Annotated in this window: 19 protein-coding genes; 5 read left to right on the top strand and 14 right to left on the bottom strand. The window is 51.1% G+C overall.

The annotated features are described in order from the left end of the window. Positions 1-40: 40 nt before the first annotated feature. On the bottom strand, positions 41-1018 hold the full coding sequence (corA, locus tag EDM58_RS01445; RefSeq protein WP_023554944.1) for a magnesium/cobalt transporter CorA: 978 nt from the start codon (positions 1016-1018) through the stop codon (positions 41-43). Between the two features lie 130 nt (positions 1019-1148). On the opposite strand from corA, the gene EDM58_RS01440 reads away from it, so the two are divergent. The 3 genes from EDM58_RS01440 to EDM58_RS01430 all read left to right on the top strand — a co-directional run bounded on the left by EDM58_RS01440 (position 1149) and on the right by EDM58_RS01430 (position 3890). Then, complete coding sequence (locus EDM58_RS01440; RefSeq protein ID WP_122911742.1) at positions 1149-1550, top strand: TIGR04086 family membrane protein; 402 nt, start codon at positions 1149-1151, stop codon at positions 1548-1550. Between the two features lie 325 nt (positions 1551-1875). Further along, positions 1876-2442: a sigma-70 family RNA polymerase sigma factor gene (locus tag EDM58_RS01435; protein ID WP_246000475.1), complete on the top strand. Its 567-nt coding sequence runs from the start codon at positions 1876-1878 to the stop codon at positions 2440-2442. A 95-nt stretch (positions 2443-2537) separates the two neighbouring features. Next, a complete protein-coding gene (locus EDM58_RS01430; RefSeq protein WP_148039298.1) occupies positions 2538-3890 on the top strand; it encodes a DUF4179 domain-containing protein in 1353 nt (450 codons plus the stop codon). Positions 3891-4027: 137 nt separating this feature from the next. Here the strand turns inward: EDM58_RS01430 and yajC are convergent, their stop codons facing one another. The 9 genes from yajC to EDM58_RS01385 all read right to left on the bottom strand — a co-directional run bounded on the left by yajC (position 4028) and on the right by EDM58_RS01385 (position 11590). Next, entirely contained in the window at positions 4028-4345 is a 318-nt protein-coding gene (gene yajC, locus EDM58_RS01425) for a preprotein translocase subunit YajC (protein WP_023554946.1), read from the bottom strand. Positions 4346-4364: 19 nt separating this feature from the next. Then, positions 4365-5495 (bottom strand): tRNA guanosine(34) transglycosylase Tgt, encoded by a 1131-nt coding sequence (gene tgt, locus EDM58_RS01420; RefSeq protein ID WP_122911739.1) that lies wholly within the window; start codon positions 5493-5495, stop codon positions 4365-4367. A 112-nt stretch (positions 5496-5607) separates the two neighbouring features. Next, positions 5608-6636: a tRNA preQ1(34) S-adenosylmethionine ribosyltransferase-isomerase QueA gene (gene queA / locus EDM58_RS01415; RefSeq protein WP_122911738.1), complete on the bottom strand. Its 1029-nt coding sequence runs from the start codon at positions 6634-6636 to the stop codon at positions 5608-5610. Between the two features lie 24 nt (positions 6637-6660). Next, on the bottom strand, positions 6661-8757 hold the full coding sequence (locus EDM58_RS01410) for a SpoIID/LytB domain-containing protein (protein ID WP_122911737.1): 2097 nt from the start codon (positions 8755-8757) through the stop codon (positions 6661-6663). Positions 8758-8925: 168 nt separating this feature from the next. Next, on the bottom strand, positions 8926-9144 hold the full coding sequence (locus EDM58_RS01405) for a DUF2905 domain-containing protein (protein ID WP_122911736.1): 219 nt from the start codon (positions 9142-9144) through the stop codon (positions 8926-8928). Next, positions 9141-10139: a Holliday junction branch migration DNA helicase RuvB gene (ruvB, locus tag EDM58_RS01400; RefSeq protein WP_122911735.1), complete on the bottom strand. Its 999-nt coding sequence runs from the start codon at positions 10137-10139 to the stop codon at positions 9141-9143. The genes EDM58_RS01405 and ruvB overlap by 4 nt, the downstream gene beginning before the upstream one ends. A 3-nt stretch (positions 10140-10142) precedes the next feature. Next, positions 10143-10760 (bottom strand): Holliday junction branch migration protein RuvA, encoded by a 618-nt coding sequence (ruvA, locus tag EDM58_RS01395; RefSeq protein WP_122911734.1) that lies wholly within the window; start codon positions 10758-10760, stop codon positions 10143-10145. After that, a complete protein-coding gene (gene ruvC, locus EDM58_RS01390) occupies positions 10757-11257 on the bottom strand; it encodes a crossover junction endodeoxyribonuclease RuvC (protein ID WP_122911733.1) in 501 nt (166 codons plus the stop codon). The genes ruvA and ruvC overlap by 4 nt, the downstream gene beginning before the upstream one ends. Positions 11258-11398: 141 nt before the next feature. Next, positions 11399-11590: a hypothetical protein gene (locus tag EDM58_RS01385; protein WP_023554954.1), complete on the bottom strand. Its 192-nt coding sequence runs from the start codon at positions 11588-11590 to the stop codon at positions 11399-11401. Positions 11591-11718: 128 nt separating this feature from the next. On the opposite strand from EDM58_RS01385, the gene EDM58_RS01380 reads away from it, so the two are divergent. Further along, positions 11719-12813: a hypothetical protein gene (locus EDM58_RS01380; RefSeq protein ID WP_122911732.1), complete on the top strand. Its 1095-nt coding sequence runs from the start codon at positions 11719-11721 to the stop codon at positions 12811-12813. Positions 12814-12887: 74 nt separating this feature from the next. Here EDM58_RS01380 and EDM58_RS01375 read toward each other — a convergent pair whose 3' ends face one another. Next, complete coding sequence (locus tag EDM58_RS01375) at positions 12888-13466, bottom strand: BofC C-terminal domain-containing protein (RefSeq protein WP_122911731.1); 579 nt, start codon at positions 13464-13466, stop codon at positions 12888-12890. 187 nt (positions 13467-13653) lie between these two features. Between EDM58_RS01375 and EDM58_RS01370 the strand changes: the two genes are divergently transcribed. Further along, a complete protein-coding gene (locus tag EDM58_RS01370; protein WP_122911730.1) occupies positions 13654-15642 on the top strand; it encodes a bifunctional 2',3'-cyclic-nucleotide 2'-phosphodiesterase/3'-nucleotidase in 1989 nt (662 codons plus the stop codon). Positions 15643-15694: 52 nt separating this feature from the next. Here the strand turns inward: EDM58_RS01370 and EDM58_RS01365 are convergent, their stop codons facing one another. From EDM58_RS01365 to pheA, 3 genes are all read right to left on the bottom strand, one after another. After that, a complete protein-coding gene (locus EDM58_RS01365; protein ID WP_122911729.1) occupies positions 15695-16726 on the bottom strand; it encodes a phosphotransferase in 1032 nt (343 codons plus the stop codon). A gap of 11 nt (positions 16727-16737) precedes the next feature. Beyond that, positions 16738-18150: a SafA/ExsA family spore coat assembly protein gene (gene safA, locus EDM58_RS01360; protein WP_122911728.1), complete on the bottom strand. Its 1413-nt coding sequence runs from the start codon at positions 18148-18150 to the stop codon at positions 16738-16740. A 112-nt stretch (positions 18151-18262) separates the two neighbouring features. Further along, positions 18263-19126 (bottom strand): prephenate dehydratase, encoded by an 864-nt coding sequence (pheA, locus tag EDM58_RS01355; RefSeq protein ID WP_122911727.1) that lies wholly within the window; start codon positions 19124-19126, stop codon positions 18263-18265. Between the last annotated feature and the right edge of the window lie 35 nt (positions 19127-19161).

The following is a 19161-nucleotide window of genomic DNA, read 5'->3' as shown; positions in this document are numbered from 1 at the left end:
TCTATTCTTGTGCGGGGGGCGTGAAAACTATGAGCACCAATTACAGCCACTTGCGTTTTCGAAAAATGTGCAGCATCGATAATGTCATGATAAGCATGATGGCGACGCCGATAACGAGCATATACGGCTCTGCCTCTACACCCAGCCAGCTGAAGGTGTTCATTCCCAAAAGCCCCGTTATAAAAGTCAACGGGAGGATGATCGTGGAAATCATCGTGAGCACACGCATGGTTTCCGTCGTTTTGGCGCTGATAATGGTGTAGTACGTATCAAGCGCACCATTTACCAGATCCCGAAACGTCTCAGTCGAGTCCGAAATTCTTTCCAGGTGGTCCGTCAAGTCCGTGTAGAACGGTACGTTTTCCTCGGAGATATCAAATGAATAGCGTCCATTCACGTTGGCGAAGATTCTTTTTTGCGGCATGATGACGCGGCGGATCAAAATAATCGTTCGCTTCAAGGCAAGAAACTCTTCCGTGATCTCTTCCATTTGATGCTCGTAAATCTCGTCTTCCAATTCGTCAATCCGCACGGAGATCCTGTCAATGATCGGGAAGTATTCGTCCGTAATCCCGTCGACAATCGCGTACAAGAGATAGTCAGGGCCGCGATTTAAATAGGAATTGTTCCGATGGCTCACAGCGGCAATCCTTCCGATGCTGTTCATCGGAGATTTGTGAATGGTGACGATGTAGTTCGGCCCGAGAAAAACGTTCAGTTCTACAGTGGTGATCTCATTATCACTTTCTTCGTTGTACCGCAGTGCGTGAAAAACGAAAAAGTAATAGTCATCGTACTTGTCAACCTTCGCACGCGGACTGACGTGCAGGCAATCCTCGATTGCCAAAGGGTGAAAGTCGAATATCTGAGCGATGAAGGGAAGCTCCTGGTTCCCTACGTCATACAAATCAATCCAGAGCAAGTCTTCCGGTGACTTCAACCATTGGTCTTTGGTCGTGAGATCGACGTCATGATACATTTTTTGCTCTGAGTGATTGTAAAAATAGGTTTTAATCATCTTCTTCTCACTCCCGTCCGATTCCCATCCATCATACGAAAATTCCTTCCAATGTTCAACGCGAAGATGAATACGTGGACCAAGCCACTCATATAGATGGTACAAACTTGACCAGTAAGGGGGTTATACTGTGCGGAGTGCATCCACCTCTGTACTGACCGGACTCATGTACACGCTTGGTCTCGTCTTGACAGGAGCCTTGCTCGCCACTCTGCTGCTTAGCTTTACAAGCATGCGCGAAAGTTCCCTGCCCTATTTTACGTACGTCATCAATATCTTGGGACTCTTGATCGGAGGTTTTGTTACAGGCCGCCGACGCGGAGAAAAGGGTTGGTACTACGGCGGTCTGACTGGACTCACCTATTTTTTGTTTGTGCTTCTGATCGGTTTTCTCGGATTTGACGCTCCCATGCAATGGGAGACCTTTTTCTTCCTGATCGGCGCATTCGTGATTGCCGGTGTCGGGGGAATATTGGGTGTCAATTCCGCCAATTCCGGTCATAAACCGAGAAACTTCAAGCCCAGAAGGTAGGGTCGGGGTTCCCTCGGAATTCTCGCTTTTAGGCAAGACGGAATGCTCGTAAGGTCCAGGCTGTCGAGAAAGTCGACAGCCTCCGATTGTGGAAAAAGCTCTGCTTTTTAGCAAAGTGGATCGCTCTTCTATCCTTGCATCGCAAGGTGGAGGGCAATTTTTTTATATTCTGAACTGCATTTCTTGGTGTTTCCCTAATGTGTCTTGTCATTCCTTTACAAACCTTTGGATTCGATGCATAGTGGCGATATCTGCTTCGGTCATATCTTTTCTTGTCACACTTCCCTCCTCTGCCGGATCATTCTTAGTAGGAACGAATAATGAGGTGAAACGATTGAACGATATCGAAATACTGTCGACCACATTGCCCAAAAGTCGAGAAGCGAACTTGAAGTGGCTGATGCAGCAATACGGGGAAAGCATCTATCATCTGCTCTTCCTGACAGTCAAGGACCATGCACTGGCGGAGGATATCACACAGGACGTATTCATCAAGGCGTACTGTAAGCTGGACACTTTTCGCGGAGAAGGAGAAATCAAGCATTGGCTTTTCAAAATTGCCATGAACGAATCGAAAAAATACTTTCGCTCCTGGACATTCCGCAACATCTGGACGATGGTGGATGAGCGCCTGGGCAGCAATCTCGATCAACACGCAAAAGACAGTGTTGAGGAGGAAGTGGAGAACAGACTGAATCGCGAAGATACCTTAGAAATGATCATGTCCCTTCTGCCCATGTACCGACAAGTTATCATTTTGCACTATTATGAGGATTTGACGACAAAAGAAATAGCCCGCATCCTGTCTGTCTCACAAGATGTTGTTCGAACCAGATTGCATCGGGCAAGAAAACAGTTGAGGAAGATCATGTCAAAGGAGGATTTGCAATGAGAGAAGATCGCCTGATGAGGGAGGTTGTCCAATCAGCCAAGCAACAGATTCGAAAAAAATACCCGTTTCACTCATACGAACTGGAAGAAAAAGTAATGAAGCAGGTACAGAAGCAGACCCGAATGCCTAAATGGAGCATAGTAGCTTGGCCGATCGGAATTGCGGTTTCTGCCCTTTTATTCTTTCACGTAGCGAACCCGAACAACTTCGTAAGCGGCATTGTCGATAAGATTGGCACAGTCCAGGCGCCAGAAAAATTCGAATGGATTGAACCTGACAAGGGATTCTCCCATGCGCTCCAAAACGGTTATCCCACTCTCCCTTCAGTAAAAAAGGAAGTAAACGGCTATACTGTCGAAATCAAGGATGTAATGGTAGACCAACTGCGAATCACGTATACCATGCTTGTATCCGGAGAAAAAGTAGAACAACTCGTGAAGGAAGCACTCGCTACCGGTAAAGACTTAAAGCAGTACCCCCACCTCATTTTCTATCAAGACGACTACTCCCTCAGCTCTGATATCGACGTCAATATTCGAGGAGGTAGCGGAAGAGCAGAATTGAAGCTGATCAATGGTTCCCACTATCTCGTCTTCACTGGAAACTACAACCTGTCAGAGAATAAAAATGAGTGGGATACGATGGATTCAATGGAAACAATCTTAAAGCAACCAAACCCGGTTCTCGATGTGAAATTTTTCAAGAAGCCATTCCATGATAGGGTAATTGATGAAGAAGCTGTCCTCGCAGAAATACCGTTGCCGCTACCGAAAGATGTTGCCACTGCAAGGAAAAATATACAGCCTGCAACGATGAACAAGCCTCAATTGGGGGACCAAGAAGTCCTTCAGGGCCTTGCGGTTAAACAGGTACAATTATTTCCTACCGTTATGAGGGTGCAGGTGCAGGCTCAAACAAAGGCCGGTTATACCCTTCGCAACCTAATCAATCCCCGTCTAGTAGATGATCAGGGAAAGGAGTATACATCACTTGAGCCTACTTCACTCCAAAACAGGAATAGTGGTACGGCTACGGCTGAAGATTACTATCTGGACATGATTCCATCCTTGTACTTCGACGCCATTCCGGAAAAGCTGGCACTGAAGTTCGATGGCGCAACCATTTCTACAATGACAACGGGAAGTTTCAGATTGGAGCTACATGGAAAATTTCCGATCGAAGCTCCATTTGGAAACAAAAGCAGTCAAATCCTGAACGCGTATTACGAAAATCATAAGCTGCATGTGGTTCTGCCCGGGGAAGCTATGACAGAAGAGACCCAACTGAAAGTAGACGGCGTGGGCTATGACAGTGAAATAACTCAAAATGGCACCTTCATCCAAACATATCCTGTTCCGCAAAAAGAAGTTTACCAGATTGACACGCAGAGAGCCGATCATCAGGAAATCAGAATGGATGGGCTCGTCCCCATTCTTGATGGCAAATAACCGGATAAGGCTTGGCTGTATTAATCTGAAAGCAGCAAAAAAGCACAAGACAATGGACCAAACCGGTCTTTTGTCCTGTGCTTTTATTTTGTCTGCATTTTGTCGCCGGTCACCAGGCTTTCGCCCTCGTGTCAGGCTTATTTTGCTTCTTCTTTTGTTTCCTCTGTCTTGGTTGGTGCAGGCTCGCTCGCATTGGAGGAGACGACGTTATTGATCGCACCGCGGTCAAACGTAACATTTACATTATGGGCAATTCGCAGCGTCACCGAATCATCAGACAGTTCCTGGATCGTTCCGTGCATGCCGCCGATCGTTACGATTTTATCGCCCTTTTTCAAGGCTGAAAGCATGGCATTGCGCTGTTTCGCCTTTTTTTGCTGCGGACGAATCAGCAGAAAATAGAAAATCGCAAACATGATGATAATCGGTAAAAAATTGGTCAATGTGCTGTCCATAAATATGTAGCCCCCTCAATTAAAAAGATCTATCTCCACCCAATCCATATTGAGCGAAAAACTGGTCGCGGAAATCTTGCAGACGGTCTTCGGCAATCGCTTGGCGCACCTTCTCCATCAGCTTCACCAGGAAGTAAAGGTTATGATAGGTGGTTAGACGAATCCCGAAGGTTTCCTCCGACTTGACCAGGTGTCGGATATAAGCGCGTGTATAATTCTTGCATGTGTAGCAATCGCAGTTCGGATCAAGCGGCGTGAAGTCGCGTGCAAATTTTGCGTTGCGAATCACCAGTCTGCCCTGGCTTGTCATGCATGTCCCGTTGCGAGCGATCCGTGTAGGAAGCACACAGTCGAACATATCGATGCCGCGAATGGCCCCTTCAATCAGGGCATCCGGCGAACCTACACCCATCAGATAGCGCGGCTTTCCGGACGGCAAAAGCGGAACGGTGTGCTCCAACACTTCGTACATCAAGGAAAACGGTTCACCCACGCTCAAACCGCCAATGGCGTATCCCGGAAAATCAAGGGAGACGAGATCACGGGCGCTGATGGCGCGCAGGTCGTTGTACATCCCGCCCTGTACGATTCCGAACAAAGCTTGGCTATCCGGGCGTTCATGCGCCTTCAGACAGCGCTCTGCCCACCGTGTAGTCCGTTCCATCGATTGTTTGACATAATCGTATTCAGCCGGATAAGGCGCACACTCGTCGAATGCCATAAAAATATCGGCACCCAGTGCATTTTGAATCTGCGTCGCTTCTTCCGGTCCGATGAACAGCTTCTCTCCGTTCAAATGCGAGCGGAATGAGACGCCTTCCTCCGTAATCTTGCGCAGATTGCTGAGGCTGAACACCTGAAAACCGCCGGAATCAGTCAAAATCGCCCGATCCCAATTCATGAAGCTATGCAGTCCACCGGCTTCACGAACAATTTCGTGGCCTGGACGCAAGAACAAATGGTAGGTATTGCTCAGAATAATGCCCGCACCCATCTCTTTGAGCTCTTCCGGGCTCATCGTCTTCACCGTAGCCTGTGTGCCTACTGGCATAAAGACCGGGGTGTCGATTGTACCGTGCGGCGTATGCAGCTTGCCAAGGCGTGCACCGGTTTGTTTGCAAGTTTTGATCAATTCATAGCGTACAGCCAAATGATTGCACTCCTCAAGCTTGTATGTAGGTCTTTCCTATTATAAAAAAATCTCGCATTGAAGTAAACCCAAACAGATAAGCGGATGCTCATATGATGTTCTGCTCAGAGGATCAAATGATCAGCATCGCGTCCCCGAAGCTGAAGAAGCGGTACTCTTGCTCAACCGCGCTCTTATAGGCATTCAGGATATTCTCCTTTCCTGCCAAAGCGCTGACGAGCATCACCAGGGTGGATTTGGGCAAGTGAAAGTTGGTCAGCATGCCGTCAATGATCGAAAAATGGTAGCCCGGATAGATGAAAATATCGGTCCAGCCGCTGGTGGCAGCCAATCTGCCTCCGTGGGCCGACCCCACAGTCTCGAGCGTACGGCAGGAGGTGGTCCCGACTGCAATCACCCGTCTGCCTTCTTCTTTGGCGGCGTTGACCACGTCGGCAGTCTCCTGTGAAATCTCGTAGTATTCGGCATGCATCACATGTTCCTCTACGCGATCTGCCGAGACCGGGCGAAAGGTTCCCAAGCCGACATGCAGCGTGATCGTCGCGATGTGGACTCCTTTGGCCGCGATCTGTTCGAGATATTCCTTTGTAAAATGAAGGCCTGCGGTAGGAGCCGCAGCGGAGCCCCGTTCACGGGCGTAGACCGTCTGGTACCGTTCCTGATCCTCAAGCTGTTCATGGATGTAGGGGGGAAGCGGCATGGTACCCAATCGCTCCAGGATTTCATAAAAAATTCCCTCGTAGGAAAAGCGGACGATACGTCCTCCCATGTCTGTGCTCTCCTCACAGACACACCGAAGCAACCCGCCGCCAAACACAATAACCGTTCCCGGCTTCACTCGCTTGCCTGGTTTTACAAGAGTTTCCCAGCGATCATCGCCCAGGGATTTGAGCAGAAGCACCTCAATCTTTGCACCTGTCCCCTCTTTTTCCCCGATCAGCCGTGCGGGAAGGACACGGCTGTCGTTTAAAACCAGGACATCTCCCGGCACTAAATGGTCGATCAAATTCGTGAAACGCTGATGCAAAATGCTGCCCGTCTCCTTATGCAAAACCAGCAGCCTCGATGCTGTTCGATCTGCCAATGGGTGTTGGGCTATCAAATGTTCCGGAAGCTCAAAGTCAAACTGTTGCACATCCACAGGCTGTTACTCCTTTTGTCTTGTTCATTTGCTGCGTTCAATTTCTACATCTTGGTAATAGTGTTGCAGAATCTCTTCGTAGTCATACCCACTTTCTGCCATTGCCTTGGCCCCGTACTGGGAAACGCCGAGACCATGGCCGTAGCCTGTTCCTCGGAAGAGAAAGAGAGGAGTTTTGCTAACCGTTCTCCATGCGCCATCTCCACTGTATACCAGGTATTGATCGTTATAGCCGTTGGCTGCTTGGGAATAGTAGTCATTGGCTCCAACCGCCTGAATCTGCCCTCCGCCTGCCGCATAATTGCGCAGCTTGCCGTTGCCAGCAAGAATGGTAATGCTGCCCATCTCTTCCACCTCAAACTTGGTGCTGCGCAGGGAGCTTCCCCCTTGCTGGAAGATGGATCGATGCGCATCCGGTGAAGAGACAGCCACGATTTGACCATTGGCTTCCATCTCCAAAACCCGTCCTGACGGCCCTCGCTCTGTTACGCGCAAGGACTGAATCGGGCCGGATATACGCGGAGCCTTGTTCTTGTCCTGACTGGTATTGATCATGCCCGCTATCTCTTCTGCCGTATAGGGGCCGCGGGTCCAGGAATAGGCGTTTTCTTCCGCTACCTCTGACAGGATGGTAAGCGAAGCGCCATACGGCAGTGTAGCAAGCACGCGATGGAAGGCTGTGCTCGGCCCCGAGCGCAGATTCGTGTTGTCCGTAGCGACGATCGCCTGGCGCAATCCCATCGCATTGGTAAAGCCCGTATCATTGACCAGATCGCTTCTCACATAACCCACTCTGCCATCGGCCAACGATACCTGGTACCAGAGATTGGCCTGCACCATTGGACCGGAATCGTCACTTTCAACCGGTCTCAGATAAGGGACAGGATTGCCCCATACCTCGCTTCCGTCCGCGGTCATGCCTCCAGCATTGGAATAATACAAGGCTTCCACCACATTGCCGCGGTAGGTGATGATCTCGCCCTTCGTCTCGTCTACTGCTTCGCGAATATCCGCCGATTCTTTGGCGTATCCGTAATAGGCTTGCTCATAGACGGTATCTGACAGATTGGCCACCCCGTATTTATTGCCCAGGCCGACTGCCCGGGTCCGCGCCAGGACCGCCTGCGTCTTCAATGCCTCCAAAGGCCATCCCGGCGCCATTTCCGACCCGACGACACCATAGAGGTACTCCTCAAGCGGCAACTCGTTCACCAGCGTCAGATACCCATTGTACGAGGACAGCTCCATTTTCCCGCGATAGGTGCGCTGCTCGCGCTCCACCACTCCAATCAGCGCCGTTCCGCGGCTGCGCTTGGGCTCGGCAATCAGCTTGGAGCGAGGCGAGAATACGTATTTCCAGATCGTATCTCTTGCCGACCCATACACGTCTTGCTTGAGGAGAACATAGGAAGAGGCTGAAGCTTCCGTGTACGAAAATCCCGGAATTGCTGCCGATACTTTCTTCTTCAAAGCCTGCAGACCCTCTCCGCTTGCCTCATCCCCTACCCATAGGGCGTACTCCTCCCTCTTTCCATCCTGGATAATCACTGGGTAGGCTGGATAGCCTGCCGCATCGAAGGTTCGTTTCCAGTCCATCGCCTCCTGCAGGCTGCGGTATCTCCCCGCTTCCAGATGAAATGGCCCCTTGATCACCGGCTTTTGTCCAGTGGCCTGGGCGACGGCCTGAGCCTGTTTGGAAGCTGCCTGATACGTAGAGTAGGACCCGCTGACAACCTGGTAGAGCATCTGTGAACCCTTGTCAACTGCCTGAATGGTGCCTTCGTACTTGCGCTGACTTAATTGCTGGGCTATGCCTTGAGCCTGGTTCCAATCTGCCGTCTCTGCGACGATCAGATGGAATTCATCCACACGAAACCGAGCGGCTTCTCCATTCATGTCCGGCAGTTCTGTTTTCCCCTCGTCACTGGACAATGTCACGTCCATCCCGTCTTCAGAGGTCAACGTGATCGAGGGCACCACTCCTCGATATCCCTGCCCCGAATCTACGAACAAAGCAACCCGAATATCTTTGCTCTTGGCTTGCGCAGGAAGCTGTCCACCCAGAAGCAAAGTTGTGATCAGGCCCGCGGAGAGGACTTTACCCATCCATTTCTTCCACATGTCGTCCCTCGTCCTTCCTTTCACCTGTTATTTCGTCGAATTTTGGCATTACCAACCAACTTTTTCGACAATCATTGGCAGTTCTCCTGCCCTCTTTGGCGTTTTTGACGGTTTGGACAAAAAGAAAAAACCACGGATCTTCTCCATGGTTTTTCCGATGCGCAATCCTTATTTGAACAACCGAAACAGGTACATGCCAAGAGACAACACGATGCTGATCACAATGCAAGTCACGATGGGAAAGTAAAACCTGACATTTTCCTTTTCTACGACAATATCTCCCGGCAACCGGCCCAATGGCAGAAAGCGGCCGCCCACCTGCCAGAGCAATCCGACGACTATGAGGACTGCTCCGCCGATAATCAAGAGCTTGGCGATTGGATTCATGCTTTCATCTCCCGACCGAAGTGTTGATAGGCGCTTGGTGTCAAGACGCGACCACGCGGTGTACGCTGCATAAAGCCGATCTGCATCAGGTAAGGCTCGCACACATCTTCAATCGTCTGTGATTCCTCGCCAATCGTAGCGGCGATGGTATCGAGGCCAACTGGCCCGCCGTCAAAGCGGTCCATGATCGCCAGCAGCAGCTTGTGATCGATATGATCCAAACCGCAGGCATCTACCTGCAGCCGCTCCAAAGCTTCCTTGGCAATCTCGTCAGTGATGACTCCTTCCCCCTGAACCTGGGCAAAATCACGGACCCGCTTGAGCAACCGGTTGGCGACTCGCGGGGTTCCGCGCGAACGCCTGGCGATCTCCTGCGCTCCTGCTTCACGAATCTCAACCTGCAAAATGTCTGCCGCCCGAGAGACAATGAAGGCAAGCTCCGGCACCGTGTAAAATTCCAGCCGGTTGACGACTCCAAATCGGTCCCGCAGCGGTGCGGACAGCATCCCTGCACGAGTGGTCGCCCCCACCAGCGTAAAGGGCGGCAAATCCAGGCGGACGCTGCGGGCACTCGGCCCCTTGCCGATGATGATATCCAGCGCGAAATCCTCCATTGCAGGATAAAGGACCTCTTCCACGCTCCGGTTCAGCCTGTGAATCTCGTCGATAAAGAGGACGTCCCCTTCCTGCAGATTGGTCAGAATCGCGGCCAGATCGCCCGGCCTCTCAATCGCAGGTCCCGAGGTGGTGCGGATGTTCACGCCCATTTCATTTGCGATGATCTGGGACAGCGTGGTCTTCCCCAATCCAGGCGGTCCGTACAGCAAAACGTGATCCAAAGACTCGTGGCGCATCTTGGCCGCCTCGATGAAGATCTTCAGGTTTTCCTTTACCTGCTGCTGACCGATGTACTCATTCAGATACCGCGGTCTCAAGCTGAACTCAGCCGCGTCCTCTTCCAGGTTCATCTGCGTCGTAATAATGCGCTCGTCCATAGTCTACCCCCTCATCAGCAGAGCCAGCCCTTGCTTGATGAGCGCCTCTACCTTGTCCCCGCCTTTGGCCTTTTCAGACAGCGCATTCCTGATTTTTTGCAATTCTCCATCAGAGTAGCCAAGGGAAGTCAACGCTTCCAGGGCTTCGTTCAAAGCAGAGGCTGCTTTCTCTCCCTGCGCCAGCTCCCCGGTCGCGACAGTGAGGATCGCCGATGGCGTAAAGCCAACCAGTTTGTCCTTCAAGTCCAGAATAATGCGTTGCGCTGTCTTTTTTCCTATTCCTGGGAATTTTGTTAAATAAGTGACATTCTCTTGCTGCACTGCCATGACGATCTGCTCGGGTGTGGCTGCCGCCAGGATCGCCAAGGCTCCTTTGGGTCCGATACCGCTGACGTCAAGCAGCTTGCGGAACAGATCCCGCTCATCGCGGCTCGCGAACCCGTACAAAAGAATCGCGTCCTCCCTTACATGATGATGCGTATGTAATCTCGTCCGGTTCCCCTCATCGCGGACAAACTGATAAGGGTTCGGGCAAAAAATCCGATAGCCGATCCCGTTCGTCTCGATCACCACGTATTCTGAATCCAAATAGCACAAGGTGCCTTCCACGAAATCAATCATCGGCGAACCCCTTCCGAAATCGAAATAAATGCGCGGAACTGCGCATGAGTCAACGCAATGCCCAAAGCATCAGCCACATCGTCCGGTTTTGGCACTTCTTTGAGACGAAGGAGCAGCTTGGTCATCTCCTGAATCTGTTTTTTCTCTGCGCCCCCGTAACCGGTCACCGCTTGCTTGACCTGCATGGGGGTGTATTCATAGACGGGTACGCCAGCCATTTCGGACGCGAGCAGAATCACGCCTCTCGCCTGGCCTACCGTAAAGGCAGTCGTAACATTTTTATTAAAGAACAACTTCTCTACCGCCATCTCATCCGGACGATAGGTCTCAAGCAGACTCTGCATCGCCTCGAAGATCTGCTTCAACCGTAGAGGAACGGAAAGGCCTGCCTGGGTCTGGATGCTGCCGTACTGAACGGGGCGAAGCTGGCTGCCCTCTTTGTCCACCACGCCAAATCCGACGATGGCAATTCCCGGGTCAATTCCAATTATGCGCATAATCCATTCTCCTGCCAATGATACAAAGATTCGTACCTCTACTGTATCATAAAGCGCCAACAAAGCGAACATGCATTTCCATGAGTGGTGATTCGGACGCAAAAAACCCGCCCTGATTGAGAGCGGGTCATACGGCGTCACCTAGTGTTTGTTCATCCCCAGCGTATCAGCCTCATCATGCAGCATATGAGCATACTCATCGACATGGTTTCGCATCTCATCCTGGATCTTGCTGATTCGGCGATAGTCCAGCTTGTTGTGGCCTTGGTTGAGTTGAACATACAAACGTTGGTGGAATTGGTCCTTATAGCTTCCTCTCGGCATTGAGCCCATGCGAAAGATACCTCCTCAAGACCGCCGTATGGGAACAGTATGCGCATCCGCCAATCGCTTATGTTGGCAAGATTTGCAGATTTGCTCCTTTTCTTTGCAGCACAGACTAACATATGGAGGTGACCGTCATGCGGTTGTTATTTCGGGTAGTATGGTGCTTTAGCCTTTATTATCTCTTCCTTGCCCTTGCCCCTGCCGATGTGGATGCCGAAGCGGCAAAGGGACGCGATATTTCCATCTCGGTCCGCGTCTCTCCCGAATCCTCATTTGTCACTAGCATCACCTTTCAGACAGACCGGACGTTTATCAAAGAAATCACGCGTGCCCGAACCAAGGAGTCCTCTTGCAATCCGCACTGGGTCCGAGCCACGATGACGATTCATAAAAACTCGTACTGGTACGATCATGATGGACGGCTGTACGATCCGCAAAAATCCCAGCTCCTCCTGATCTCAGCTAAAACAAGACAACAGATGGAACAGTACGTTCAAATCGTGGAGCAAGCGCATTACGGCAATCCGCTTCCCTGGGATCAAGTGAGAAAATCCTTTCAGCGTATGGAGAATGCCGCTGTCGTCGACCTCGAGACCGGGCAGCGCTTCATGGTGCAGCGGCGCGCAGGCAGCCGTCATGCTGACGTCCAGCCTTTGACTCGCACGGACACCAGAATCATGAAAGAAATCTATCAGGGCAAATGGAGCTGGAAGCGGCGCGCAATCCTGGTCGAAGTGGACGGCAAGTATTTCGCCGCTTCCATGCACGGTATGCCGCACGGGGCCGGTGCCATACGCGGCAATGACTTTCCGGGCCATTTTTGCATCCATTTCTTCGGCAGTTCGACTCATCGCCGCACAGAACCAGACCCCAGCCACAGCTTGATGATCCTCAAGTCATCCGGACTTTTGGCCCAAACACTGGCACGTGCCGAACCCCAGGAGCTGATCAGCTATTTTCTGACCTCACTGAATGAGCATGACCATCACACGCTTAAGATGACCACGTCTGGCTTCTCCCTGCCAGAATCTCTTCTTTCCGTCCAAAACGTCAAACGACCGGAGGAAATTCCACAGTCTGAAGAAGCTGGTCTTTTTTTCGTAGCCATCCCTGTTCATGTCGATTACGTTGGCCAAAATGGCAGGGGACGCTCCGGCACCTGGCGTTTTCTCCTGCATCGGGAAGCGCCTTGGGAACGCTGGAGAATCGTTGGGGTCCAAATGGACTAGCCTAGCTTTGGCATGCACATCAGACATCAGTCATTTGCGAATAAAAAAAGGGCTGTCCCCCGAGACAGCCCCTTTCACTCTTCCTCCGTCAATTGAAACTCACCATAGGTAGACAACACACTATTGTACTCCGCCAAGTCACGAATCCGGATTCCCTGCTTCAAGTTCTCCAATTCTTCCTTGGACAGACTTGCTTCCATTTTTGCGGTGTTGATCCGGTAGAAGGTTTGCACGACCTCCTGCTCCTTAGGAAGACCATGGAACAATGTGAGCATGCCGTCTTCATTCAAGCCGAAATACCCATTTTCCTTGCAGGCTGGGGATAGATCATGCTCCCTTTTGAGCAAAATCAATTTGTGAGCATCGGCCGAGACGATCTCCCAGCCCTTGTAGTCGGCCATCATATCCGGCAAGCGATTCGCGGTTACGGGCTTGTACTCCTCGTCTCTAACTCCGCATAAATACGTACGTGTCAACACGAGATTGTAAGTGTTTCCCATGACTCGGGTAGCATTTTCCGAGCCCGGAGAAAACAGGCGGGTCAAGCTGTTTTGCTTGTCCGCACCCGGCTGCAGCATCATTACGATCCCCACAATCAATCCGGTCAACAGGGCTGCTGCCCATGAGGCATAGACCATCCATTTTCTCTTCATAGCACGATGATCCCTTCACTAGACTTTTTTCCTAGTTTTGCCAGAAGGAAGGGGCCACATACCCGTGTCTCTTCAACATTCTCATATTTACGACAAATTCATTAGGAATTTATACCAATATTCTGTCTCTGATGGTAAAATCTTTTTGTATGATATTATTCATGACTTGGAGGTTATCTATTTCATTATGAAGAAGCCAAACAAGAAATTACTGGCAAGCTTTTTGCTCAGTACGTCGTTGGTCGTCAGCGCCTTCGCCTTTCCTGTTACTCCTGTAAGCGCAAATTCGGAATCGACACTGAAATTGCGTCTGCTGGAGACAACAGACATCCACACCAATATCGTCAACTATGATTACTATCAAGATAAAGAAACCGATGAATTTGGCCTTGTAAAAACAGCTACCTTGATCAAAAAAGCCAGAGATGAAGTGAAAAACAGCATTCTCATCGACAATGGCGACCTCATCCAGGGCAATCCTTTGGGAGATTACGTAGCGAAAGTAGACCCGCTGAAAGACGGCGAGGTACACCCCGTCTACAAAGCGATGAACCTGCTTAAGTACGACGCCGGCAACATCGGAAACCACGAGTTCAACTTCGGACTGGAGCACTTGGAGATCAGTCTGAAAGGTGCAAATTTCCCCTATGTCAATGCCAACGTGTACGTGGATGACAAGGACGACAATCCAGACAATGACAAAAACCAGTTTACTCCCTACCTGATTTTGGATCGCACATTTAAAGATGAAAGCGGCAAAGACGTTACACTCAAAGTCGGTGTGATCGGCTTCGTTCCGCCAAAAATCATGCAGTGGGACAGAGCCAATCTGGAAGGGAAAGTCATTGCGAAGGATATCGTAGAGACTGCCAAAAAATTCGTTCCTGAAATGAAGGCAAAAGGAGCAGACATCATCATCGCAGTGCCTCACTCCGGAATCGGCGGCACTGAAACAGAAGAAATGGCCGAAAACGCTACCTTCCAATTGAGCAAAGTCGATGGAATCGACGCGCTGCTGTTCGGTCATTCCCATGCTTTGTTCCCGAGCCCTAACTTCGAGGGTATTGAAGGTGTCGACGTTGCCAAGGGAACAATTAACGGAAAACCAGCCGTCATGCCCGGCTATTGGGGCAATCATCTGGGCGTAATCGACCTTACCTTGCAGAAGGAGAACGGCAAATGGAAAGTTGCAGATTCCCAAACGGCTGCGCTTCCCATCTACGACGTAGCCAAAAAAGCTCCGTTGGCAGAGGCAGATAAAGATCTGGTGGCTGCAGTGAAGGAAGATCATGACCACACGGTAGAATGGGTACGTTCTGCGGTAGGAACAACTACTTCTCCGATCTTTAGCTACTTTGCGCTGGTGCAGGACGATCCTTCGATTCAGATCGTAACAAATGCGCAAAAATGGTACGTGGAAAACCATATCAAAGGTACAGAATACGAAGGAATTCCTGTCCTCTCTGCGGGCGCTCCATTCAAAGCGGGCGGACGCAACGGTGCGAGCTACTACACCAATATCCCGACAGGAACCATCGCAATCAAGAACGTTTCTGATTTGTACATCTACCCGAACACTGTAAACGCTGTACTGGTGAAGGGATCTGATGTGAAAGAATGGCTGGAGCGCGCTGCAGGCCAGTTCAACCAGATCGATGTGAAGAAAAAAGAAGAGCAGCCTCTGGTGAATGAAGCGTTCCCAACCTATAACTACGATGTGATTGACGGTGTTACTTACCAGATCGACGTGACTCAGCCTTCTCGTTATGCTATCGATGGCAAACTGGCTGACGCGAACGCTCAGCGCATCAAAAACCTGAGCTTCAACGGCAAGCCGATCAATCCGGAAGACAAGTTCATCATTGTCACCAACAACTACCGCGCAAGTGGCGGCGGAAGCTTCCCAGGCTTGGATGGTTCCAATATCATCATCGATTCGCCAGATGAAAGCCGTCAAGTAGTGATCAACTACATTTTGAGTGAAAAAACGATCAACCCTGCTGCAGACAACAACTGGTCTTTTGCACCGGTACAGGGAGAATTGAACGTGACCTTCAAAACTTCCCCGGATGCGAAGCCATACGCGGATAAAATGCCAAATCTGAAATACATTACGACCCAAGAAGACGGATTTGCAAAATACACGATCGACCTTTCCAAACCGGCTTCCAAATAATGAACATGAAGAAGGTGCTCTCCCAGAAACCTATGGGCAGCACCTTCTTTTTTTACCCCACAAAGTGATAATGTCCCCAAGGCGAGCGTTGCAGGATCTGGTCCCCTGCTTCCAGGAACATGCTGCGCTGCTGCTGCAGCCTCCCTTCCATCTGCACCAGTTGAAGCACCCCGCGCATATGATAGCCGGGACGATTGCTGTACAGCCCTGTAATTTCACGCAGCACATTATCAGGATAGCGCAGCAATTGATGCACCATCCAGATTTGCGTATCACTGAGAGGCTTTACCTTGCTGTATGCCTCCATGGCCTCGACAAAAGATTGAACCCGATATTCCTGCATCATCAGCATGCGGGACATCAACTGAACCAGATCAGCCAGCTGCAGGTCATGACCCACAGTATCCAGATCGATTAAATAGCAATTTCCCCTGTTGGTCAGCAAAAAATTGTGACTCGCCACATCCCGATGAGCCAATGTTCCCCTCTCCAGCGCCACATACATCTCGGGCGTGAGAGGCAATTTATAAGCATTTTGCAAAATATCTTGCCCTTCGCGAATCACCTGTGGAGCCATTTGCTGAATCAATTGCTCGATTCGATTTTGCGGACCGTTCAGATCAATCGACCAGGTGATTCGTTCAAATTGTTCCAGACGGCTTTCCCATTTATCCAGCAAGGCCGGCGTGCCTTCATAAGTATAGGAGGTGTGAGGCACGGGAAAGCCTTGTGCAGCTATATGAAAGCGAGCGAGTGTCTCCGCTGATTTTTTGACGTCGTACAACGAAGCGTTATCCGCCTCCTGGCCATCGATCATTTTCATAATGGTATAGTAGCGATCACCATAGGCAAAGATGGCTGACCCGCTCGCATCTGACACGTAATGAACGGTATGCCGAAACCCTTTTTCGCGCAATGCTTGCGAGATTTCAGTCACCCATTGCGCTTTTTCCCGATTCTTGTAGCCCTTGATGATCCAGTAGCCCCGGTCCGTTTTAAGCAGATTCACGTTTCGCCTGGGTTTCACCCCGAGGATTTGGCAACGAAACGCCTTTTCAAGAGATAGTAGTAATCCTTTGTTCATAGCCGCCCCGATTAGTAGGCAGAGGATTCATCATGTCCTTCTCCCCAATTCGGCCATAATCCTTGCCCTGGCGTACTGGAGATGGCGGGTGCAGGAGGGGACATCATGCTTGCTGGGTAGTAGTGATACGAATCGCGAGCTTTTTTGGACCGTCTCGAGGCTTTTCGTCTGGGCTTTGGCCGTTCAGGGGAACAATCGCACGAAGAAGAATACGACGAATCAAAATCAGGCGGCATGCTGCGGTAGCCGGGCATTCCTAGGTCGGGCGGGCACGGCATGGGTGGCATCATTGGCGGAAAATACATCGGTCCTGCAGGATACCCTCTCTTTGCTCCTCCACATGGCGGACATGGGACAGGGCGATACATCGGCAGCATCGGCATGGGCGGCAGTGGCATGTGATGCTGAAAAGGACTCACCTGACCCGGTGGGAAATGAGGCATCATCGGCGGCATTGGCGGTATAGGCGGCGGGAACGGACTGACCATGCCCGGTGGGCGATTCGGTTGCAACGGACTTACCTGGCTCGGCGGACGGTTCGGCTGCAGCGGGCTCACCTGGCTCGGTGGACGGTTCGGCTGCAGCGGGCTCACCTGGCTCGGCGGGCGGTTCGATTGATACGGGCTGACCCGGCTTGGCGATTCGTTCGGCTGCAGCGGGCTCACCTGGCTCGGCGGGCGCGTCGGTCTGATTGGACTCAATGGCGTTGGCGGAATGGTCGGCTGTATCTGCATGGGAGGTTTCGGTGCTTTTTGCATATACGGACTAATCTGCTGCGGTGCTACTGTTGGACGAAGCGGAGGCGGCACCATGGGCTGCATCGGGCGCATCGGGAGCGGAGGCGGCATTGGAGGCATCATCTGCTGGCCCTGATTGGGGAGCATATATGGTGAGATGTACGGGCGTGTCTGTTGGGGCATCATCGGACGGGCTGGTGGTGTGATGATTTGCGGCGGGCGTGTAGGGGCTGGTCGTTCGACTGCTGGATGATTGACATAAGGAATCTCCGGCTTCACTTTGGACTCCGACTCGATCCGGGTTTCCGATTCCATTTCAACCTCTGGCTCCGCTTCTTCGATCGGCTCCTCCATTTCCTGCTCCATCTCGCCTTGTATTTCTTCCTCTTGTTCTGGCTCTTCCATCGGTCTGCGCTCGATCTCAATCGGAACCTCTGGCACTTCCTTGGGGACCGGTTGCTCTTTTACCGATTGGGGAGATTGGGATTCACTTCTTTGCTGTTGAGGAGACCTTCTTCTGGGACGAACGGGTACACCTTTGGCGGGAATTTTGATTCGCGCTCCTGGATAAATGGTATCGGGGGTCGCGAGCTGACTATTCAACCTCAATAGCTCTTTGAAATCGACGCCATATCTTTTGGCGATTTTCCACATCGTATCGCCTTTTTGTACTACATGTATTCTCACGCTTTCTCCTCCCTCTTGCGGAAACTCCCTACCATCGTATGCACCTCTGGGCGTTTTGCTCCTGCTCCGCCTAGCTTTCTTGGAAGGACGTGGAAAAGCAAAAAACCAACCCCTAGGAGTTGGTTTTCGGCATGTAAAATGGATATGTTCCCAACTGCCTTACCTGGCAGCCGATCGCTTCGATTTCCGCAAAAGCGCCAGGAAGCAGAACATCATCCATCTTCTGTTCAATATCAATCACAAAATAATAGCTGCCCAACGCTTTTTTCGTCGGACGCGACTCAATGCGCGAAAGGTTGATTTTCCGCCATGCAAACGCCGCTAGCACCTGGTAGAGCGCTCCCGGAAAATCTTCTGGCAAATTGACCAGAATCGTCGTCTTCTCCCGGTCGGAGGAAGGCATGTCCAATGGCTCGCGGCCCACCAGCACAAAGCGCGTGAAGTTGTTGGAAAAGTCCTGAATCTGCTCACGGGCGAATTCCAGCGGATAGATCTCCACGTTCAGTCCGGTGCCTACAGCGGCCCACGGCTCTTCTGGATGCTCGCTTACCATCTGAGCGGCCAATGCCGTGCTGTTTGTGTACTCAATCGTGGCTTGCGGCAGATGTTCCCGCAAGAAGTTGTGACTTTGCGCAATCGCCTGCGGATGGGACAGGACTCGGGTAATCTCCGACAGCGGCAGCGGTTGATCCCTTTTTGCCACCAGAAGATTTTGCGTGATCGGCAACGCCAGCTCTGCCAGGATCGGCAGATCAACTTCATGGATCAACCAGTCCAATGTCATGTTGACGGTACCTTCAATCGAGTTTTCCATCGGGACGACACCGTAGTCCACTTGACCACGATTCACTGCGTTTAAAATTTCAATAATATTAGGGTACGGAACAAGCGAAAACGGCTGCTCCCGCGCAAAAGCTCGCGCTGCTTGCTCCGTAAAGGTTCCATGCGGTCCGAGAAAGGCAAGTTTCTTCTCCATGACGTTCTCCTATCCAGTTCGGCTTGAAGCTATCT

It is taken from the genome of Brevibacillus panacihumi (genome assembly GCF_003710985.1).
Lineage (GTDB): Bacteria > Bacillota > Bacilli > Brevibacillales > Brevibacillaceae > Brevibacillus > Brevibacillus panacihumi.
The sequence above is the reverse complement of the archived record's forward strand: the minus strand, read 5'-3'. Positions and strand labels throughout refer to the sequence as shown.